Source organism: Microbulbifer sp. CnH-101-G (assembly GCF_052466775.1).
The window spans coordinates 3,645,690-3,662,504 of record NZ_CP174292.1; the positions used below are offsets into that span (position 1 = coordinate 3,645,690).

General features: G+C 54.6%; 18 protein-coding genes. 14 read left to right on the plus strand and 4 right to left on the minus strand.

The window, feature by feature from the left end; genetic code table 11:
• The first annotated feature begins 134 nt into the window (after positions 1 to 134).
• Genes ACJJID_RS16090 through ACJJID_RS16105 form a run of 4 tightly spaced genes read left to right on the plus strand, consistent with a single transcriptional unit; the run spans position 135 to position 2,883 of the window.
• Positions 135 to 803 (plus strand): MotA/TolQ/ExbB proton channel family protein, encoded by a 669-nt coding sequence (locus ACJJID_RS16090; RefSeq protein WP_152455539.1) that lies wholly within the window; start codon positions 135 to 137, stop codon positions 801 to 803.
• A gap of 11 nt (positions 804 to 814) precedes the next feature.
• A complete protein-coding gene (locus tag ACJJID_RS16095; RefSeq protein WP_444920354.1) occupies positions 815 to 1,342 on the plus strand; it encodes an ExbD/TolR family protein in 528 nt (175 codons plus the stop codon).
• A gap of 1 nt (position 1,343) precedes the next feature.
• Complete coding sequence (locus ACJJID_RS16100) at positions 1,344 to 1,865, plus strand: ExbD/TolR family protein (protein WP_444920355.1); 522 nt, start codon at positions 1,344 to 1,346, stop codon at positions 1,863 to 1,865.
• 1 nt (position 1,866) lies between these two features.
• A complete protein-coding gene (locus ACJJID_RS16105) occupies positions 1,867 to 2,883 on the plus strand; it encodes an AgmX/PglI C-terminal domain-containing protein (RefSeq protein WP_444920356.1) in 1,017 nt (338 codons plus the stop codon).
• An 83-nt stretch (positions 2,884 to 2,966) separates the two neighbouring features.
• Here ACJJID_RS16105 and ACJJID_RS16110 read toward each other — a convergent pair whose 3' ends face one another.
• Both ACJJID_RS16110 and ACJJID_RS16115 read right to left on the minus strand, forming a co-directional pair.
• Positions 2,967 to 3,344 (minus strand): DUF2237 family protein, encoded by a 378-nt coding sequence (locus tag ACJJID_RS16110; protein WP_444920357.1) that lies wholly within the window; start codon positions 3,342 to 3,344, stop codon positions 2,967 to 2,969.
• 2 nt (positions 3,345 to 3,346) lie between these two features.
• Entirely contained in the window at positions 3,347 to 3,964 is a 618-nt protein-coding gene (locus ACJJID_RS16115) for a DUF2939 domain-containing protein (protein ID WP_444920358.1), read from the minus strand.
• Positions 3,965 to 4,132: 168 nt separating this feature from the next.
• On the opposite strand from ACJJID_RS16115, the gene ACJJID_RS16120 reads away from it, so the two are divergent.
• From ACJJID_RS16120 to ACJJID_RS16165, 10 genes are all read left to right on the plus strand, one after another.
• A complete protein-coding gene (locus ACJJID_RS16120) occupies positions 4,133 to 4,891 on the plus strand; it encodes a hypothetical protein (protein ID WP_444920359.1) in 759 nt (252 codons plus the stop codon).
• Positions 4,892 to 4,926: 35 nt separating this feature from the next.
• Positions 4,927 to 5,610, plus strand: coding sequence for an RDD family protein (locus ACJJID_RS16125; protein WP_444920360.1), 684 nt, complete (start codon positions 4,927 to 4,929; stop codon positions 5,608 to 5,610).
• Positions 5,611 to 5,616: 6 nt separating this feature from the next.
• Positions 5,617 to 6,588 (plus strand): stage II sporulation protein M, encoded by a 972-nt coding sequence (locus ACJJID_RS16130; RefSeq protein WP_444920361.1) that lies wholly within the window; start codon positions 5,617 to 5,619, stop codon positions 6,586 to 6,588.
• Complete coding sequence (locus tag ACJJID_RS16135) at positions 6,578 to 8,176, plus strand: DUF4129 domain-containing protein (protein WP_444920362.1); 1,599 nt, start codon at positions 6,578 to 6,580, stop codon at positions 8,174 to 8,176. Before ACJJID_RS16130 ends, ACJJID_RS16135 begins: the two co-directional genes overlap by 11 nt.
• Entirely contained in the window at positions 8,166 to 9,479 is a 1,314-nt protein-coding gene (locus ACJJID_RS16140; RefSeq protein WP_444920363.1) for a DUF4350 domain-containing protein, read from the plus strand. Before ACJJID_RS16135 ends, ACJJID_RS16140 begins: the two co-directional genes overlap by 11 nt.
• Complete coding sequence (locus ACJJID_RS16145) at positions 9,476 to 10,480, plus strand: AAA family ATPase (RefSeq protein WP_444920364.1); 1,005 nt, start codon at positions 9,476 to 9,478, stop codon at positions 10,478 to 10,480. The genes ACJJID_RS16140 and ACJJID_RS16145 overlap by 4 nt, the downstream gene beginning before the upstream one ends.
• Positions 10,477 to 11,874 (plus strand): DUF58 domain-containing protein, encoded by a 1,398-nt coding sequence (locus tag ACJJID_RS16150; protein WP_444920365.1) that lies wholly within the window; start codon positions 10,477 to 10,479, stop codon positions 11,872 to 11,874. Before ACJJID_RS16145 ends, ACJJID_RS16150 begins: the two co-directional genes overlap by 4 nt.
• A gap of 110 nt (positions 11,875 to 11,984) precedes the next feature.
• The gene (locus tag ACJJID_RS16155; protein WP_444920366.1) at positions 11,985 to 12,602 is read left to right on the plus strand and encodes a 2OG-Fe(II) oxygenase; all 618 of its coding nucleotides are present in this window, start codon (positions 11,985 to 11,987) and stop codon (positions 12,600 to 12,602) included.
• A 184-nt stretch (positions 12,603 to 12,786) separates the two neighbouring features.
• Complete coding sequence (locus ACJJID_RS16160) at positions 12,787 to 13,227, plus strand: hypothetical protein (protein WP_444920367.1); 441 nt, start codon at positions 12,787 to 12,789, stop codon at positions 13,225 to 13,227.
• A gap of 232 nt (positions 13,228 to 13,459) precedes the next feature.
• Positions 13,460 to 15,616: a TonB-dependent copper receptor gene (locus tag ACJJID_RS16165; protein ID WP_444920368.1), complete on the plus strand. Its 2,157-nt coding sequence runs from the start codon at positions 13,460 to 13,462 to the stop codon at positions 15,614 to 15,616.
• A gap of 90 nt (positions 15,617 to 15,706) precedes the next feature.
• Here the strand turns inward: ACJJID_RS16165 and ACJJID_RS16170 are convergent, their stop codons facing one another.
• Together ACJJID_RS16170 and ACJJID_RS16175 are read right to left on the minus strand one after the other, a co-directional pair.
• A complete protein-coding gene (locus ACJJID_RS16170) occupies positions 15,707 to 16,345 on the minus strand; it encodes an outer membrane beta-barrel protein (RefSeq protein WP_444920369.1) in 639 nt (212 codons plus the stop codon).
• Between the two features lie 149 nt (positions 16,346 to 16,494).
• Complete coding sequence (locus ACJJID_RS16175; protein ID WP_152455569.1) at positions 16,495 to 16,752, minus strand: type II toxin-antitoxin system HicB family antitoxin; 258 nt, start codon at positions 16,750 to 16,752, stop codon at positions 16,495 to 16,497.
• Positions 16,753 to 16,815: the final 63 nt, after the last annotated feature.

Sequence of the window (16,815 nt, forward strand, 5' to 3'; positions counted from 1 at the left end):
TTCACTTATCAGGAATTTATTGTAGAGCCCTCATCCGGCTCCACAATATTCATCATCATGCCCAATGTCCATGGAATGGCCGTTTGGCAAAAAATATCACTAATTAAACACTTACTTCTGTGGAGACACTTATCATGGAATTTACTCAGGCGTTATTGCGCTTTTTCCAGAATGGCGGCCCTTTTATGTATCCTATTGCCTTGGTGCTGGTTATCGGCCTCGCTATGGTAGTGGAACGCTGGATTTTTCTTTCCCGTGCTAAGAGCGCCAATCGCCGCGCTTATCTGCAGGTATTACCGCTACTGCAAAAACGCAGTTATCAAAATGTATTACAACTGGCCCGGGACAACGATGCTGCGATGGGTCGTATTGCCGCCGCCGGTATTAATACCCTGCAATTCGCCAAGCGAGAGGAAAATATTGCATTGGCAATCGAAGAGGGCATCCTCGAAGCGGTACCACGCCTGGAAAAGCGCACCAACTATCTGGCTACCCTGGCCAATATTGCCACCCTACTCGGTTTGTTAGGTACCATTATGGGCCTTATCGCAGCGTTCACCGCTGTAGCCGCTGCCGACCCTGCGGAAAAAGCCACAATGTTGTCTACCAGTATCTCCGTAGCAATGAATACCACCGCTTTCGGGCTTATCTCAGCAATTCCCCTTCTGCTATTTAATTCCATGCTGCAAAACAAGACCAATGAAATTGTAGATAGCCTGCAGATGGCCGGAGTCAAGTTCCTAAACCTGTTGACTATGGGCCGCCCACAAAAAACGGAACAGCAGCGCGCAGTGAATGCCTGAGGGCTCTCGCCATGTTGAAATTAAAAATTCGTCGCCGTGGACACGAGGAAGCAGAACTGGACATCACCTCTTTTATGAGCCTGATGACTATCCTGGTTCCGGTACTGCTGCTCAATATGGTGTTTTCCCATATCTCAGTTTTAAAACTCAATCTTCCAGGCATCAGTGATGGAAGCAGTAGTGCAACTGAACAGGAAAATCGACAGTTGGAACTGGTATTACGCACCGCACATGTTGATATCAATTACCCGGCCGGGCAACTAGTCAGGCGAGTGGAGAATACCGATGGTGAACCAGATATGGAAACGGTTTCCCTGATATTGCAGCAGATAAAGCGTAGCTTACGGGAAAAATCCATCGAGAAAGACGACTTGGTTATTCTCTCGGAAAAAGGTACACCGTATAAAACCCTGGTGGCAGCAATGGATACCGCACGCAGTTATCGGGCAGTAGTTGCCGCATCAGTCGTCGATGCCGAGTTGTTCCCACAAATTTCCCTGGGCGATGCCCCCCAGCAAACAACCGTAGTGGGGAAATAAAATGATGTTTAACGCAGCCGCCAAATTACAGGAGCGGCGTCAGCGACAGAAACGACAGCAATCGAAGCTCAATCTGGTTTCTCTAATGGACATTTTCACCATTCTGGTATTTTTCCTATTGGTGAACTCCACTAGCGATGTACAGGTTTTGCAAACAGACAAAACCATCAAGCTACCCAAGTCTACTTCTCAGCAAAAGCCGGAAGTTACTACCGTCGTGAGGGTGAATAACCAGCAACTATTCGTTGGTGATCGCATGATCGTCAGCATTAACGATATTGACGCTGGTAAGGAAAATATCGAGCCCCTCTTTAAGGAACTGGAGTACCGCGCCGAACGCGCCGGTGAGCTCAGCAACGAGCAAAAGCAAAGGGGACGCTCGGTTACCATTATGGGCGACGAGCAGGTTCCCTATGAGTTGCTCAAACAGATTATGCAGACCTGCGCCCAGGCAGATTACCGCGATATCTCTTTTGCTGTGGAGCAGACAGCACCAATAGATCCCGCGGGGGTGGAAAGCTGATATGAGCACTGCAACCAGCCGCTATGCCCCCTGGCAACTACAGGAAACCCTGTTGCCCTGGTCTGCTTCCAATCAGGAAGACCAGCGCTTTATAAAGTTCCTGCGTGCAGGGCTTATTGTCTTCGCCGTTTGTGGTTCCATCGTTACCTTTGCTCCAGTGCCGGAGCTGACCCGAGAACAAGCAGAGCGAGTGCCACCACAACTGGCCAAGGTTATCCTGGAGAAAAAGGAGCTCCCCAAGCCGAAGCCCAAACCCAAGGCCAAACCGAAGCCTGAGGAGAAAAAGCCTGACGCAGAAAAACCCAAAGAGAAACCCAAAGAAAAACCAGAACCTAAAAAAGTCGAGAAGGAAAAGCCTAAACCGGCTCCCCAACCCGAGCCCAGCAAAGTAGAGGCACCCCCTGTTGCCACTATACAAAGAGCGCGGGAAAAAGCGGCAAGCAGCGGCATCAATGCCCTGGCCGACGATCTATTGGACATGCGTGAGAGTTTTGATACGGGTGAAGTTACCCGCGGTCAGCTCAGTACCGGCAGCGCCACTGCCGCACAAACACAACGCAATATGATCAGCGATAAATCCAAAACTTCGAGTGGCGGAGTCAGGGCCGGGAGTATCAGCACTGACACCGGAGGCGTATCACTGGCGGGCCGACAAACCACCCGAGTTGAGCAGGCTCAGGCGAAGGGCTCCGCCAAACAGGCGGCGAGGAGAGTCAGAGGTGAGAAGTTGGCGCGTACCGATAATGCCATTCGCGGCATAATGGAGGCTAACAAGTCGGCGATCAATGCGATCTACAACCGCGCCTTGCGTCGTGATCCCACCCTGCAGGGTAAAATTACTGTGCAGCTGGTCATTGAAGCTAATGGCACCATTTCGTCTATCAAATTAATTGAGAGTGAGCTGAACAACCCAGCCCTGGAGCGCAAGCTGTTGGCGAGAATCCGCATGATTAACTTTGGTGCTGCGGATGTAAAAGCCACAACCCGCAATTACTCTATCGACTTCCTGCCATCCTGATCGGGATTTTAGATAATTGACATTGGCACAGCGGGGCAAATCTTTACAGCTTGCCCGCTGTGCCAATTTTTCTTTCGCACTAATTAATTCAAATCTGCAGCGTATTGTCGCAATAACTGTAGGGGTACTATCTCCAGAGCTTTCACATGGGTACGCTGTAAAAAAACGCGCGGAGCCCTATCCTGCTGCTGGGCCTCCAACCAGCGGGCGGCGCACAAACACCAGCGGTCTCCTGGAGCCAATCCCGGGAAACCGTACTCCTCGATCGGCGTACTCAAGTCGTTACCACGGCTGCGGGAAAAACCTAGAAACTCTTCAGTCACCTCCACACAAACTGTGTGTGAGCCCTGATCCTCCTTGCAGGTGTTGCAGCAGCCATCGCGGAAAAAACCGGTCATCGGCTCCAAGCTGCAGGGAATAAGAGGATCACCAAATACATTTACTGAGTTGTCCATTTCCATGTTCAGCCCTCTGCCTCGGTGCCATTGATCAACTCGATATCCACCAACTGCCAGTGCAAGCCGTTGCGCTGCATAGTCAGCCGCAGCTCCGCTCGGTCAGCCTCACCATAATCCGCACTCAGGTGGTTAATATCGGTAAAACGCCACTTGAGACGTCTCCAGCTGCTCTCAGGCTTTTTTTCAGATTCCTGCTGGGCTTGTGGATAGAGATCTGCATCCGGGGCGGCATACTGACCAAACAGTCTTCGCTCCATCCCCTCCAGGTCCTCGCCGCCCCGCAGCAAGGCTGCTATCCCTTCCGGGGTGACAAATTGTTGCATCAACGGCCCCATAACAAAATTCGCACCAGCGGTCAGCAGTTCATCGAATTCCTGAGGGATCGAATTACCAATAGAGGAGCGCAGCTCTTCTTGTAGTCGCACTCTTAAATTGTCACGTAATACCGGAAAATCCACATAGCGTTCCAGAGTATCGATACTTTCACGCCTTTTTTCTGGCTCCTGGGCACCCGCCATTTGTGCGGCACGCTGCAACTGCTCCATCGCATAAAAAGGCAAAGCCACATATCCAGCAACGATTAACGCCAGTACCACAATCCCCGCCCAAAGGGTTTTCTTCATTATTACTTCTCCTTTTACGTCTAGAGGGAATTTTATGCTGAGAAAGATCCATCACCTAATTTGTCCCTGTACTGGCGTGGCATTGTTCCTAAATCACGCCTATGAGATATTCGCCCTCAAGACTCTGCACATCCAACCAGTTAACTTTTAATAAGGACATCAGACAGGATGAGTGATATTTATCAGGCTCCCCAGGCACAGCTCGCCAAAGGAGAGGAGGGTAGTGACTTTGGCTCCATTGAGAAAGGCATTGCCGGTGATTATTCGTTTGCGATTGGGGATATCATCAGTGAGGCCTGGAAGCGCACCAGTGGTAACAAAGGCACTATATGGGTCGGTGCATTGCTTTATATGGTGGGTTCGATCGGCATCAGCATTGTGGCTGCTTTGCTTACTGGTGCCGGTGGTCTTGCAGCGTTGGGAACAGGTAGTGCGGATCAGACATCCCCATCAATTATTGCCGCTCTGATTTACCAGCTGATCACAATTATCGCTGCAGCTCCTTTGGCAGTTGGTATGGCGATGATTGGTATTAAGGTAGCCCGGGGAGAACAGACTTCCGGCACAGAAGTATTTTCCTACTTCGACAAAATCGTGCCATTAGGCGTTGCTACGATTTTGATGTACCTGCTGGTATTCCTCGGTTCACTACTACTGATCATTCCCGGCATTTACCTATTAATCGCTTACCTGTTGGCAATGCCCCTGATCGCTGACCGCAATCTAGGCCCATGGCAGGCGCTGGAAACATCGCGCAAGGCGATCTCCAAAAACTGGTTTTCTTTCTTTGGTCTGATGATTGTGCTGCTGCTGATCTATATGGCCGGCGGTTTGGCATTACTAATTGGTTTGATTTGGGCGCTACCTCTGTGCAGCATTGCTTACGGAGTTGCCTATCGCAAAATCTTCGGCAGCCCCAATCAATAAGGCTTGTTTTTTATCAATCCAACAGGAGCGGTGGCTTGCTGGATACCACCTATAACGTCGAAACCCCAGAGGGTATCGATCTGCGCGCACGGGCCGCCGGGCCTGTGCCGCGCATCCTCGCCTTTGCCGTGGATGTGTTTTATCGCACGCTGATACTGGCCGCTCTCGGTATAGGCTTGGCCTTTGCCAAAACTGCCGGTATGGGGATCTGGCTGGTCTGCTCCTTCCTGCTGGAGTGGTTTTACCCGGTGTTTTTCGAGGTGCTGCGCGGCGGCCAGACACCGGGCAAAAAAGCCTTTGGCCTGATGGTGGTGAACGATAACCTCACCCCCATCTCCTGGGGCGCCTCTATCGTGCGCAACCTTTTGCGCTTCGCCGATTTCCTACCTTTCGCTTACGCCACCGGCATAATCGCCATGACACTGGGGCGTAACTTTCAGCGCTTGGGCGACCTGGCCGCGGGCACTCTGGTGGTCTATCGCGATACGAAAAAGGTGCCCATGGCTTTACCGGATGCAACACCGCTTCCACCGCCGCGCGACTTCAAACAGCAAGACCAGCTTGCGCTGATCAGCCTGCTGGAACGCCATGAGGATTTGAGCGAGGCGCGCCAACAAGAACTCGCCAACTTGCTCGAACCTATCACCGCCAAGAGAGACAGTGCCGCGCTGGAGTATCTGCGCTCAGTGGGCAGTTGGTTGCTGGGTGGCAGGGGCTAGAAATTCATGAGACAGAGAGATTTCGAAAATCGTCACCGCGATAGTTGGGCGCAGCTGGAAGCCTGGTTGAAAAACGACCACCACAGCGCCGAAGTGGCCGCATTGGACTTGCCCGCCGCCTACCGGGAACTGTGTCAGCAATTGGCAGTAGCTAAAGAACGCCAGTACACCAACCGTTTGATCGACCATCTCAACCAGCTGGTTACCGCCGCCCACCACCGGGTTTACCGCCAGCAGACCTTGCGTCGTAAGGGGTGGTTGCACTACCTACTGGCCGGCTTCCCCCGAGCCGTGCGCGCCAATGGTCGCGTGGTGGCCCTGGCTTCTGCACTGTTTTTACTGCCGGCCCTGGTGATGGGCATTGGCACCTATAACAACGACGCCCTGATTTACGCAATGATGTCGCCGGGAGACGTGCTCTCGCTGGAATCCATGTACGACCCCGGCAACCGGGTATTGGGACGCGAGCGCGGCTCGGACACCGATCTGGCCATGTTCGGTTTCTATATCAAGAACAATATCGGTATCGCCTTCCGCACTTTTGCCGGCGGCATACTGTTTGGCCTCGGCTCTATTTTTTTCCTGGTTTTCAATGGTCTCTATCTGGGCGCTGTGTTTGGACACATCACTCGGGTGGGATTTGTCTCTACGTTTTACCCCTTTGTCATCGGCCACGGCGCTTTTGAACTGACCGCCATCGTGCTGGCCGGTGCCGCCGGGCTACTACTGGGCCGCTCCCTTGTCGATCCGGGACAGCATCGGCGCTCGGTGGCTTTGCGCCTGGCCAGTGTCGAAGCCATGAAAATTATGTACGGCACTTTCCTGATGCTGGTGATCGCCGCCTTCCTCGAAGCCTTCTGGTCATCCAGCGCTGCCACACCCATAGCGATCAAACTCGGCTTCGGTGCTCTTCTATGGCTGCTGGTATTCGCCTATTTCGCCCTGGCCGGGCGCGGGGAGTCCCGCCATGCAAGTTAAAAACCTGGCGGTGCGCGCACGCCTGCGATCGCCGTGGGAATCCATCGACCTGGGTATCGCTCTGGCACGCAAGCACTGGCTGCCGATGTTTCTGGTTTGGCTGCTTCCGGCGGCACTACTGCTGTGCGCCCTGGCCTGGGCTTTTCCCGGCCACCCCGGATGGTCGATGTTCGCAATCTGGTGGTTAAAACCCGTTTTCGACCGCCTGCCGCTGTTTATGATCAGCCGCGCCCTATTCGGTACACCGGTATCTGCACTGGCGGCCCTGAAGGAATTTTTCAAACACAACCGCACCGACTGGCTCGCCTGGATCACCATTCGCCGCCTAAGCGCCACCCGCTCCTTCGATATGCCGGTGACCGTGCTGGAGCAATCAAAAGGCAGTGCCCGCAGTGCGCGTCTCAGCGTGCTGCACCGCAAACACTCCGGGGCAGCCACCTGGCTGACCCTAACCGGTATCCATCTGGAGGGCTTCCTCCTGATTGCCGCCTTTATCCTGATTTATCTGTTTATTCCCGAGCAGGTTGCGGCAAACATCGACTGGGCTCCGCTGCTTCGCGGTGAAACCCTGGCGCTGGAGTGGGTTTCCAACGTTCTCTGCGTACTGATCATGGCCGCAGTGGCGCCGTTTTATATCGTCAGTGGCTTCTGCCTGTATATCGGCCGGCGTATTGAATTGGAGGGCTGGGATATCGAAATCCAGTTCCGCGACTTGGCCGAGCGCCACCAACGCAGCCTGCAGGCAAGTAAATCCGCTCACAATCGATCTTCCCCCCTGGCCTCGGTATTACTGTTGTGCACGCTCGCCTGCACGACTCTGACACCGGCGCCACAGGCCCAGGCGGAATCCCAGGAAAGCCCCCAACAGGCGCAACAGCGTATCGACGAAGTGCTCGCCGGCGAGGACTTCCACAATATTGAGCAGGTGAGCGGCTGGCGCCTTAAAGACCTCGGCGAAGAAGAGCAGGAAAAAATACCCGAGTGGCTTATCGAACTGTTCGAGTGGCTGTTCAAGTGGCTTATGGAAAACCCTCCCGAGAGTGACGATTCCTCAGAGATCAATTGGGGATCGCTGATCGCCAAACCCATCGAGCTATTGCTGTGGATTGCTGTAATCGCGGGCTTGATTTACCTGGGCTGGCGCCACCGTGAAGCCATTCTCAGTAGCCTGCGCTGGCAACACACTCCCAAGAAGAAAGTGGAGGTGCCAGAGACCCTGTTTGGCCTCGATGTACGTCAATCGAGTTTGCCCGACGACGTGTGCGCAGAGGTGCTGCGCCTGTGGCAGGCCGGCGAAAAGCGCGCCGGCCTCGGCCTTTTGTACCGCGCCACCTTGTCTCACCTGATTGAGGACTTCCATTTCCACTTTGGCGATCATCTCACCGAGAGTGAATGCGCCCAATTGGTAAGCCGGCGTCATGGGACCGCAGACGATACGCTGCGTCCGGTAAGCGCCCCGCTGAGCCAGTTTGTACAGCAACTCACTGGCAGCTGGCAGCAGCTGGCCTATGCCCACCGCCCCCCCGCAGACCCACAGGTAAGCGAGTTGTGCCAGCAGTGGCAAGAGGTATTTGGCAATGACCACTAAACGCCTGTTGATCGGAATCGCCTTACTGCTGTGTGCCGGGCTGGTATGGCTGTTCCTCACTTTTTTTGAACGCTATACAGAAGAAAAGGATCGCGGCTGGGGAGCGGAGGCGCGGCGCAATCCCTTCCTGGCTGCCGAGCAGTATCTCTCCGGAGTAGGGCTGGAACCGCAGCAGGCAGAAAATATCTCCGTGCTGAATACCCTGCCAGTGGACGCCACTCTGTTTATCGCCAGTTCCAGCCAGGTCTATAACCCCCAGCGGGTCGAGGAACTGCTGCAGTGGGTGCGAGGCGGTGGCCATGCCATCGTCGTCGCGCGCACCGAAGGCTTTGATTTCGAGGAGGGGCGCAGCGAAGAGCGCGACTGGCTGCTGGAAGCCCTCGGCGTCTCCATGCTGGAAGGGCATGGGGACTACTATTTTGAGCATCCACTGCAACCGCTGCTGGGAGAGGATGCCGAGCTGAAACCCGAACAGAGCCCGGGAGAGGCCCTGCGCGAATACAACCGCCGCATTGAAGAGGGACTGGAAGGAGAGCTGGCGGAGTCTGAAAAGGAAAAGCCGCGCAATCCCGACGTGGACCCCGAAGATCTGATCACCCTGCCCACCGCTGGCGGGAACGAAGCTCAATTACACTTCGACGCCAGCCACCTGCTCTACCATCCCGGCATCGAAGACAACACCATTGAGGGCGCACCGGTATTTTTTGCCAAAGTCTGGCGCGACGACGAGGGCGTGCCCTTTATGCAGTTTGCCCAGGGGGAAGGCGTTATCACCCTGATGACAGACAGCACCATGTGGCAGTCACACCGAATCGGCCACTTTGACCACGCCTACTTTTTACAGTTGCTGGCCGGAAGCGGTGATTTTGTTTTCCTCACTAGGCCACGCTTCGACTCGCTGGGATTTCTCGCCCGCAAGTACGCTGCCGAATTTTTTATCTCTGGCCTGCTCGCCCTGCTGGGCTGGCTGATTTTGCGTGCGCGCCGCTTCGGCCCATTACAACCATCCCCGGAGATAGCGCGGCGCTCCCTGTTAGAGCATATCTCCGCCTGCGGCCACTACTACTGGCGAGACGATCAGTGCCAGCGGCTACTCCGCGGGCAGCGCGAGGAGCTGTTGCGTCGCCTGGGAGCGACGGACGCCAGCTCGTCTGCGCGCCAGACTCTGAGCAAGAGACTCAGCGCCACAACCAATCTCAGCGAACACAGCATCATCGCCAGCCTGTGGGGCAAACCGGCGACCAGCGAAGAATCCTTTACCGAACAAATGCGCACCCTGCAGCGAATTGAGGCAGCCCTATGAGCGATACTACCCTGAATCCAGAACCCCAAACCCACAGCGAAGCACCGGACTGGCAGGCCGCGGCCGCCCAACTGCAGCTACTGCGCAACAATATCAACCGCCTGTTGATCGGTCAGGAACAGGTCGTCGAGCAGGTGCTGGTGGCTCTGCTGGCCTCCGGCCATATCTTGCTGGAAGGCGTCCCCGGCCTCGGCAAGACCCTTCTGGTGCGCACCCTGGCCAGCTGTTTTGGCGGCCACTTTCGCCGCATCCAATTCACCCCGGACCTGATGCCGGCGGATGTTACCGGCCACGCCATGTACAACATGGGCGAGAGCCGCTTCGAAGTGCGCCGTGGGCCGGTGTTTACCAATCTGCTGCTGGCAGATGAAATCAACCGCGCCCCGGCCAAGACCCAGGCGGCCCTGCTCGAGGTGATGCAGGAGAAGCAGGTCACTATCGACGGCAAGGCCTTTGCCGTACCCAGTCCCTTTATGGTGCTGGCCACTCAGAACCCCATCGAGCAAGAGGGCACCTACCCACTGCCAGAGGCAGAGCTGGACCGCTTCCTACTTAAGGTTCTGATCGACTACCCCAGCCTGGAAGCCGAATTGCAACTGGCCGCTGCTGCCAGTAGCGGCCGCATAGAGAAGCACCTGCGGGAGAAAGCTGTCGGTGAGATAACCGTGGAGCAGTTGCAGCAACTGCAGGCCCTGGTGCCCCAGGTAGCCCTGGACCAGCAGGTATTGGACTACGCCGTGCGCCTGGTGCGCGCCACCCGTGAAGCCAACCAGCTGCGCAGCCCAGCGGGTCCCCGCGCCAGTATCGGCCTGTTGCAGGCAGCGCGCGCCAGCGCCCTGCTGCAGGGGCGCGAGTTTGTCCTGCCAGACGACATCAAAGCCATGGCGATCCCGGTCATGCGCCACCGCGTCAGCCTGTCCCCGGATATGGAAATCGACGGCGAGACCACCGACAGTGCCCTGGCCATGATTATCGATAGCGTCGAGGCGCCGCGACTGTGACACAAAGCGCCGTCGCCACTGAAGTTCCGAGCACAAAGTCCAGTCTCGGGCGAGCAGGCCCCAGCCGCCGCCTGGTGAAACTACTCGGTTACTGGTGCCTGGCCGCTCTGGCGGTGAGTGCTGCACGTATCTGGCTGCCTCAATCTGCACAGCTGCTGCAGACTCTCTGGTGGACCGCTGGCGCGCTGTTAATCGGCGCGGCCCTGCTGGATTTCCTCACCGGTCGCAGGGTTCTGGGCCTGGAGGGCGAACGCAAACTGCCCGGTAATTTGGCCCTGGGCGTGCGCAACAGTGCGCGATTGAAATTGCACAATCGCGGCCAGCGCAGCCTCACACTATCGGTGTGCGACAGTGTGCCGCAACAACTGGGCAGCAGAGGATTACCGCGCCAGGCGCTGCTGGAGCCAGATCAGGAAGTTGCCATTGAGTACACCCTGGTGCCGCACCGCCGTGGCAGTGCCGAATTCGGCCGAATCGAAGTGCTCGCCGACTCTCCCTGGGGTCTGTGGCAGACTCGTGTATGGCTCGGCAGTGAGCAAACCGTGAAGGTCTACCCCAACTTTCTCGGCATCTCCTCCCTGCAGGCGCTCTCCACCGAGCAGACCCTGCGCCATCTCGGCCTGCACCAACAGCAGCGCCGCGGCGAGGGTATGGACTTCCGCCAATTGCGCGAATACCGCCAGGGAGATAGCCAGCGTCAGGTAGATTGGCGCGCCAGTTCACGGCTGCGCAAACTCATCAGCCGCGAATACCAGGACGAGCGCGACCAGGAAATTATTTACATGCTCGACTGCGGTCGGCGCATGCGTGCCAAAGACGGTGAGCTGAGCCATTTCGATCACGCCCTTAACGGCCTGCTGCTATCCGCCTATGTGGCGATCAAGCAGGGGGATGCAGTTGGCCTACAGGCCTTCGCCGCCGCACAGGACAGCTCCGGTGGGCAGCTGCCGCCGGTGAAGGGTGAGAGTGCGATCAACCTGTTGCTGAACAACGTCTACGATCTGCACTCCGGCACCGGCAGCGCGGACTACAGCGGCGCCGCCCAGAAGTTGCTGGCGACCCACAAGCGCCGCGCACTGGTGATCCTGATCACCAACCTGCGCGACGAAGACAGTAGCGAACTGCTCACCGCCGTGCGCCTGCTCACCCGCAACCACCTGGTGATGGTGGCTAGCCTGCGCGAGACCGCCGTGGACCGCGTGGCACAAAAGCCTATTGGAGATTTTTCCGAGGCAGTCGAGAGCGCTGCCGCGCGGGATTTTCTGCGCCGACGTGCGCGCCTATTGCAACAATTGCAGGCCTGTAATGTACTAGTGGTGGATTCCCGTCCGGAGCTTTTGCACCAGGCACTGGTGCAAGCTTATTGGCAGCTCAAGCGCAGCGGCAAAATCTGACCGGCTATCAGGTCGGGGATCCAAATAAGTGGATGTAAGAAGTAAAAAAGAGTGATGTTTACGATGTTCCAATAAAAATAATCCCACTTTATAGGGAGATAAAATTGACTATGTCCCAAGTCACTATCGAGCGGCTCAGCAGTGCCGAAGTAAAGCCTTCCCCCTTCCCCCATTTCTACTTAGAGCGCTCCCTGGCCTCCGACGAGGCCAGCGCCCTGATCGCAGACTTCCCCCCTCTACACAAAGGCGGCAGTTTCAACATCAAGGATGTCAAAACCTCGGAGCGCCTGCGCAGTTTTGTCGAGCAATTTGGCAGTACCGAGGTGCGGCGTATTCTCGGTGAAAAATTCGCATTGGATCTGTCTGATAAACCGATGATGGCCACCTTACGTGGATACTCCCGGGCTAAAGATGGACGCATTCATACAGACTCCAAAACCAAACTTATTACCGTGCTGATCTATCTGAACAGCGACTGGTCGGCACCTACTGGACGCCTGCGTATCCTGCGCAGCGGCAAAAGCCTGGACGACTACAGTGATGAACTGCTACCCGGGCCGGGTTCTCTGGTGGCTTTCAAGGTGACCGATAATTGCTGGCACGGCTACCCCAGCTTTGTCGGTAAACGACAGGCGATCCAAATCAATTTTCTAAGCGGCGACAAGGCCAAGAAAAAACACCAGTTTTTTCATGGTATCAGCGCGCGATTGAAGTCTCTCTTGCGGTAAAAATATCGGTTAATATTTTTATTTGATAGCAGCAACATAAAATAATTGAACTAAAAAATAGCCAAAAGCGGCCCCTAAAAATTCGTTATTGGTAGTGGCACTTTTTACAGCCAAAGGGTAATCTGTTGCCACTTGCCCTCGGGGATTTATTAAGTCCACCCCGATAACTTCAAGAACGCTATTTATGAGTCGCGCGCGCACCCGTAAAAACCGTCCACACCTGTCCCAGTGGCAGGCACTGCTGCTTTTACTGGTTTTTCTCAGTGCCCGCGGTTTGGTTCCCGCAGGGTTTATGCCCGCCGATTTCTCTGCGGGCACCCCCTACGGTCTTTGTCACGGCGACAGCCGCAGCGCCCTGTTATTAAATAGCCTGACCAGCCAGGCGCAGGATCATCATCACAACCTTGGTGATAACCACAGTGGGCACAACCACGATGCACTGACTGCCCATTCCTTTGCCGACAACTACTGTAATTTTTCCGCCGCTGCCAGTCTTGCCCAAGCACCAGCATTAGACCTGCATTTATTCATCGAGGGGAATATTCTCCCCCCTCGCAGCAAAGGCATTAACCCCGCTCTTTCTTTACACTACAGCCGTCCCCTTATCCGCGCTCCTCCCGTTTAAAACCACAGTTTTCCTTATTTTTCACCACACAATATTCGAGGCCTGTTTCTGCGCTTCGCTGTACTGCCTTTGCCCGCATTCTTGCCGCTTAGGGTGCTGCAACAGCCGTAGACCCACCTCGCGACAACTGTAATTCCCGCGACTCAGTCAGCGGGGGCAAACCTGTGCGCGCTTTTTTTACCGCGCTCCTCATGGCCGACCCGACCTTCGGCCCAGAAACGGATAAGTCAGAATGCGAAAAGTTAAATCCCAAAAGAACAAGCCATTACACACTCCATTGAGCCTGGCAATTATTGCCGGCTGCACCTTTCCCGCAGCCTTAATGGCCAGCGAGGTCAATGAAAAAAAAGAGCGTGAAATGGAGCAGATGGTGGTCACCGGAGTAAAAACCGAGCAGCCACTAAATCTGCTGACGGACCCGAAAATGCCTCGCCAGCCTCTGCCTGCCAATGACGGCGCCGACTATCTAAAAACCATTCCCGGATTTTCCGTGGTACGCAAAGGTGGCACCAGTGGCGATCCCCTGTTGCGGGGCATGGGTGGTTCACGCCTGGGCATGTTACTGGATGGAGAGTCTCTTATGGGCGGTTGTCCCGGCCGTATGGACCCGCCTACCGCCTATATTTTCCCCGAAAGCCTCGATGAAATAGAGGTAATTAAGGGCCCCCAGAGCGTCGCTCACGGACCGGGTAATTCCGCTGGGGTTGTACTTTTCAATCAGCTACAGGACCGTCCAACCGAATCCGAATGGGATATGCATGCGAGCCTGCTCGGCGGCAGCGCTGATCGAAAAGACGGACTCTTTGATCTGGCTTATAAAACCCCGGAATTTTCCCTGCGCGGTTCGGCGACCTCTGCCTCCGCGGATGATTACGAAGATGGCGACGGTAATCCGGTACATTCGAACTACGAGCGCTGGAGTGGCAAGGCCAATCTGGCCTGGACCCCTGACGATGACAATCGTCTGGAATTCGAAACTGCTTTTAGCGATGCCGAAGCGGCCTATGCCGACCGCGGCGTAGATGGCAGTAAATTTGCGCGCGAAAGCTACAAAGCCAAATACCGCCGCAGCAATATCGGCAATCTGCTGAATACCATCGACGTGCAGATCTATTACAACACCATCGATCACATCATGGATAATTACAGCCTGCGTGAACCCTCGGGAATGACGACTACCCCAGTCGTCATGAATTTAGACAGCGAAACCATGGGTGCCAAGCTGAGCCTGCAGCTGAATCCTGCGGATAACATTGAGCTGACAGCAGGCCTGGATACCTGGGAAAACCGTCACCGCGGCCGCATGAGTATGAACCAGTCGATAGTGGATTATCGCTCACTAAAGTGGGATGCGGATGCGGAATTTTCCCAGCTGGGCATTTTCTCCGAGGCCAGTTGGCAGTTTGCCCCCAACCAACGATGGATCGCCGGCGCCAGGCTGGACGATTGGGAAGTGAAAGATCTGCGCGAGACCATCGCGGTCTCCATGATGGCCAAAGTAGATAACCCAACCGCCGGCGAAAGCCGCTCCGAGCGATTGCCCAGCGGTTTTATGCGCTACGAGTTAGCCCTGCCGAGCGCTCCCAATAGTTCCGCCACTCTTTATGCCGGACTCGGATACAGCGAGCGCTTCCCAGATTACTGGGAACTATTCTCCCGCGAAGCGGCGGACTCCTACAGCGCGCTCAATATAGAGTCGGAAAAAACCAGTCAGCTAGATATTGGCGCTATCTATCGCACCGAAAAGTTGTCCGCCAGTATTTCCGCATTTGCCAGTGATATCCGCGACTATCTATTAGTACAGAATGATTACCAGAAGCCGGCGTTGATGTCAGGTATGGACACCATGTCATCCATGGATGCTGCAATGGATATGGGAGAGTCGGCAGATAGTCGGACTGTTGCGGTAATACGCAATATCCAGGCACGTACCTGGGGTTTGGAATTGGATGCCAGCTATCAATTGAACGATAACTGGCGCACCGAATTCACCGTCACTTCAGTGCGCGGTGCCAACGATACGGACAAGACCACCCTGGCCCAGCTACCCCCATTGGAAACACGCCTGGGGCTGCACTATGAGCAGGCTCAATGGTCGGCGGGTATTCTGTGGCGGGCCATTGCCAGCCAGGATCGCGTCGATGTCGGCAAGGGTAATATTATTGGGCAGGACTTTGGTCCCACGGATTCTGCCGATGTACTGTCCATCAATGCCGGCTGGCGTCCAAACCAGCGACTGCTGTTAACCGCTGGTATCGACAATTTGTTGGATGAGACCTATGCCGAACATATTAGCCGTGCGGGAGCGGAAATCCCCAATTTTCCGCAGCTGGATAGGGTCAATGAGCCCGGCAGAACCTTATGGATTAAAACCATTTATCGTATTTAAAATGTGCTGATTATTTTTCCGGCCTAAAAAACCGGCCATGGCATGTTAAGCGGGAAACTACTCGAATTTCCCGTTTAACATAAAATTTTTTTAAAAACGATAGGAAAAATTCAGACTTAAAGTACGCAGGTGACCCAGGTTCACTCTATAGACAGAGTTGATATCGTTGTAGTTGTATTCGATAGAGGTATCAAAATCCTGGTTCCACATAAATCGGTAGCCAAGCCCTAAGTTCCAGAAAGAATCGCTGCCACTGGCGTCTATCACATGGTAATAATGGCCGTCGTAATACCAGTCTTTTCCCTTGTCATAAACATCATACTGATGCCACTTATCTTTATGGTGATACCAATAACCATGTTTACGCACATCATTCAGATCCACGTCGGCATAGTTCCAGCCCGCCATCCAGTAGAGGCACTGAACATAGCAATTTAAGGTAAAATCCACCTTAAAATTCAGACCCACCTGATTGATTCGCACATGGTTATCATTGAAGCGGGAAAATTGTAAATTTACCTGCCAAACACCCCCCGCGGGCGTCACTCCTACACTGACATAGCCAAAAAAATCTCGTTGATCATTGAGCTGCAGCTCTCCAGAACCCAATCCCAACGTGGTAATAAGCCGATATTCACCCGACTCAATACCATCGAAAGGATTATTCCACTCCTTCGCAGCGACTGTTGACGATAACAGCAGAGCCAGGATACATAACACTGTCTTCATTCAATCCATCCTTGTAGCTCGATACCTATTCGCTCACCAAACTCGTTCAACAAACCTATTTATCTTTTTACCTTTATGGCGCTATCAGGATTATTTGGTAGAAAAAATAGGCCATGCACAACAATTCCAATTTGTGCAGCAAGACAACCCTATACACTCTCGACATCAATAATGGCCCAGATTCCGCCGGCAAAAGCGGGGTTATCACGCAAATCATCCACCTCCTGAGGTTGAGGCATTGGTTTCCCGGCTATACGTAACTCCTCCAGGCGCTGAAATATAGTTTCCGCCATTTTTTGCAGGGCGCCATCCAAGGTTTCGGCATAGCAATGACAATGCGGCAGGTCCGGTGCTATGGCACCAAAGCCGGCGTATTCGATGTTGTGAAGCACAACCGGATAGCGCATTGGAAAATTCTCTTATACATTGGCTTTCCAAAGCGTAGACGGGTTTCAATACTGCGAAGGAAA

Excerpts from the sequence above, each read along its gene's own strand:
- ACJJID_RS16120 (WP_444920359.1), top strand. The coding sequence starts at position 4,133 with ATGAGTGATATTTATCAGGCTCCCCAGGCACAGCTCGCCAAAGGAGAG.
- ACJJID_RS16170 (WP_444920369.1), bottom strand. The coding sequence starts at position 16,345 with ATGAAGACAGTGTTATGTATCCTGGCTCTGCTGTTATCGTCAACAGTC.
- ACJJID_RS16095 (WP_444920354.1), top strand. The coding sequence starts at position 815 with ATGTTGAAATTAAAAATTCGTCGCCGTGGACACGAGGAAGCAGAACTG.
- ACJJID_RS16160 (WP_444920367.1), top strand. The coding sequence starts at position 12,787 with ATGAGTCGCGCGCGCACCCGTAAAAACCGTCCACACCTGTCCCAGTGG.
- ACJJID_RS16165 (WP_444920368.1), top strand. The coding sequence starts at position 13,460 with ATGCGAAAAGTTAAATCCCAAAAGAACAAGCCATTACACACTCCATTG.
- ACJJID_RS16090 (WP_152455539.1), top strand. The coding sequence starts at position 135 with ATGGAATTTACTCAGGCGTTATTGCGCTTTTTCCAGAATGGCGGCCCT.
- ACJJID_RS16100 (WP_444920355.1), top strand. The coding sequence starts at position 1,344 with ATGATGTTTAACGCAGCCGCCAAATTACAGGAGCGGCGTCAGCGACAG.
- ACJJID_RS16135 (WP_444920362.1), top strand. The coding sequence starts at position 6,578 with ATGCAAGTTAAAAACCTGGCGGTGCGCGCACGCCTGCGATCGCCGTGG.
- ACJJID_RS16110 (WP_444920357.1), bottom strand. The coding sequence starts at position 3,344 with ATGGAAATGGACAACTCAGTAAATGTATTTGGTGATCCTCTTATTCCC.
- ACJJID_RS16130 (WP_444920361.1), top strand. The coding sequence starts at position 5,617 with ATGAGACAGAGAGATTTCGAAAATCGTCACCGCGATAGTTGGGCGCAG.
- ACJJID_RS16175 (WP_152455569.1), bottom strand. The coding sequence starts at position 16,752 with ATGCGCTATCCGGTTGTGCTTCACAACATCGAATACGCCGGCTTTGGT.
- ACJJID_RS16140 (WP_444920363.1), top strand. The coding sequence starts at position 8,166 with ATGACCACTAAACGCCTGTTGATCGGAATCGCCTTACTGCTGTGTGCC.
- ACJJID_RS16115 (WP_444920358.1), bottom strand. The coding sequence starts at position 3,964 with ATGAAGAAAACCCTTTGGGCGGGGATTGTGGTACTGGCGTTAATCGTT.
- ACJJID_RS16145 (WP_444920364.1), top strand. The coding sequence starts at position 9,476 with ATGAGCGATACTACCCTGAATCCAGAACCCCAAACCCACAGCGAAGCA.
- ACJJID_RS16155 (WP_444920366.1), top strand. The coding sequence starts at position 11,985 with ATGTCCCAAGTCACTATCGAGCGGCTCAGCAGTGCCGAAGTAAAGCCT.
- ACJJID_RS16105 (WP_444920356.1), top strand. The coding sequence starts at position 1,867 with ATGAGCACTGCAACCAGCCGCTATGCCCCCTGGCAACTACAGGAAACC.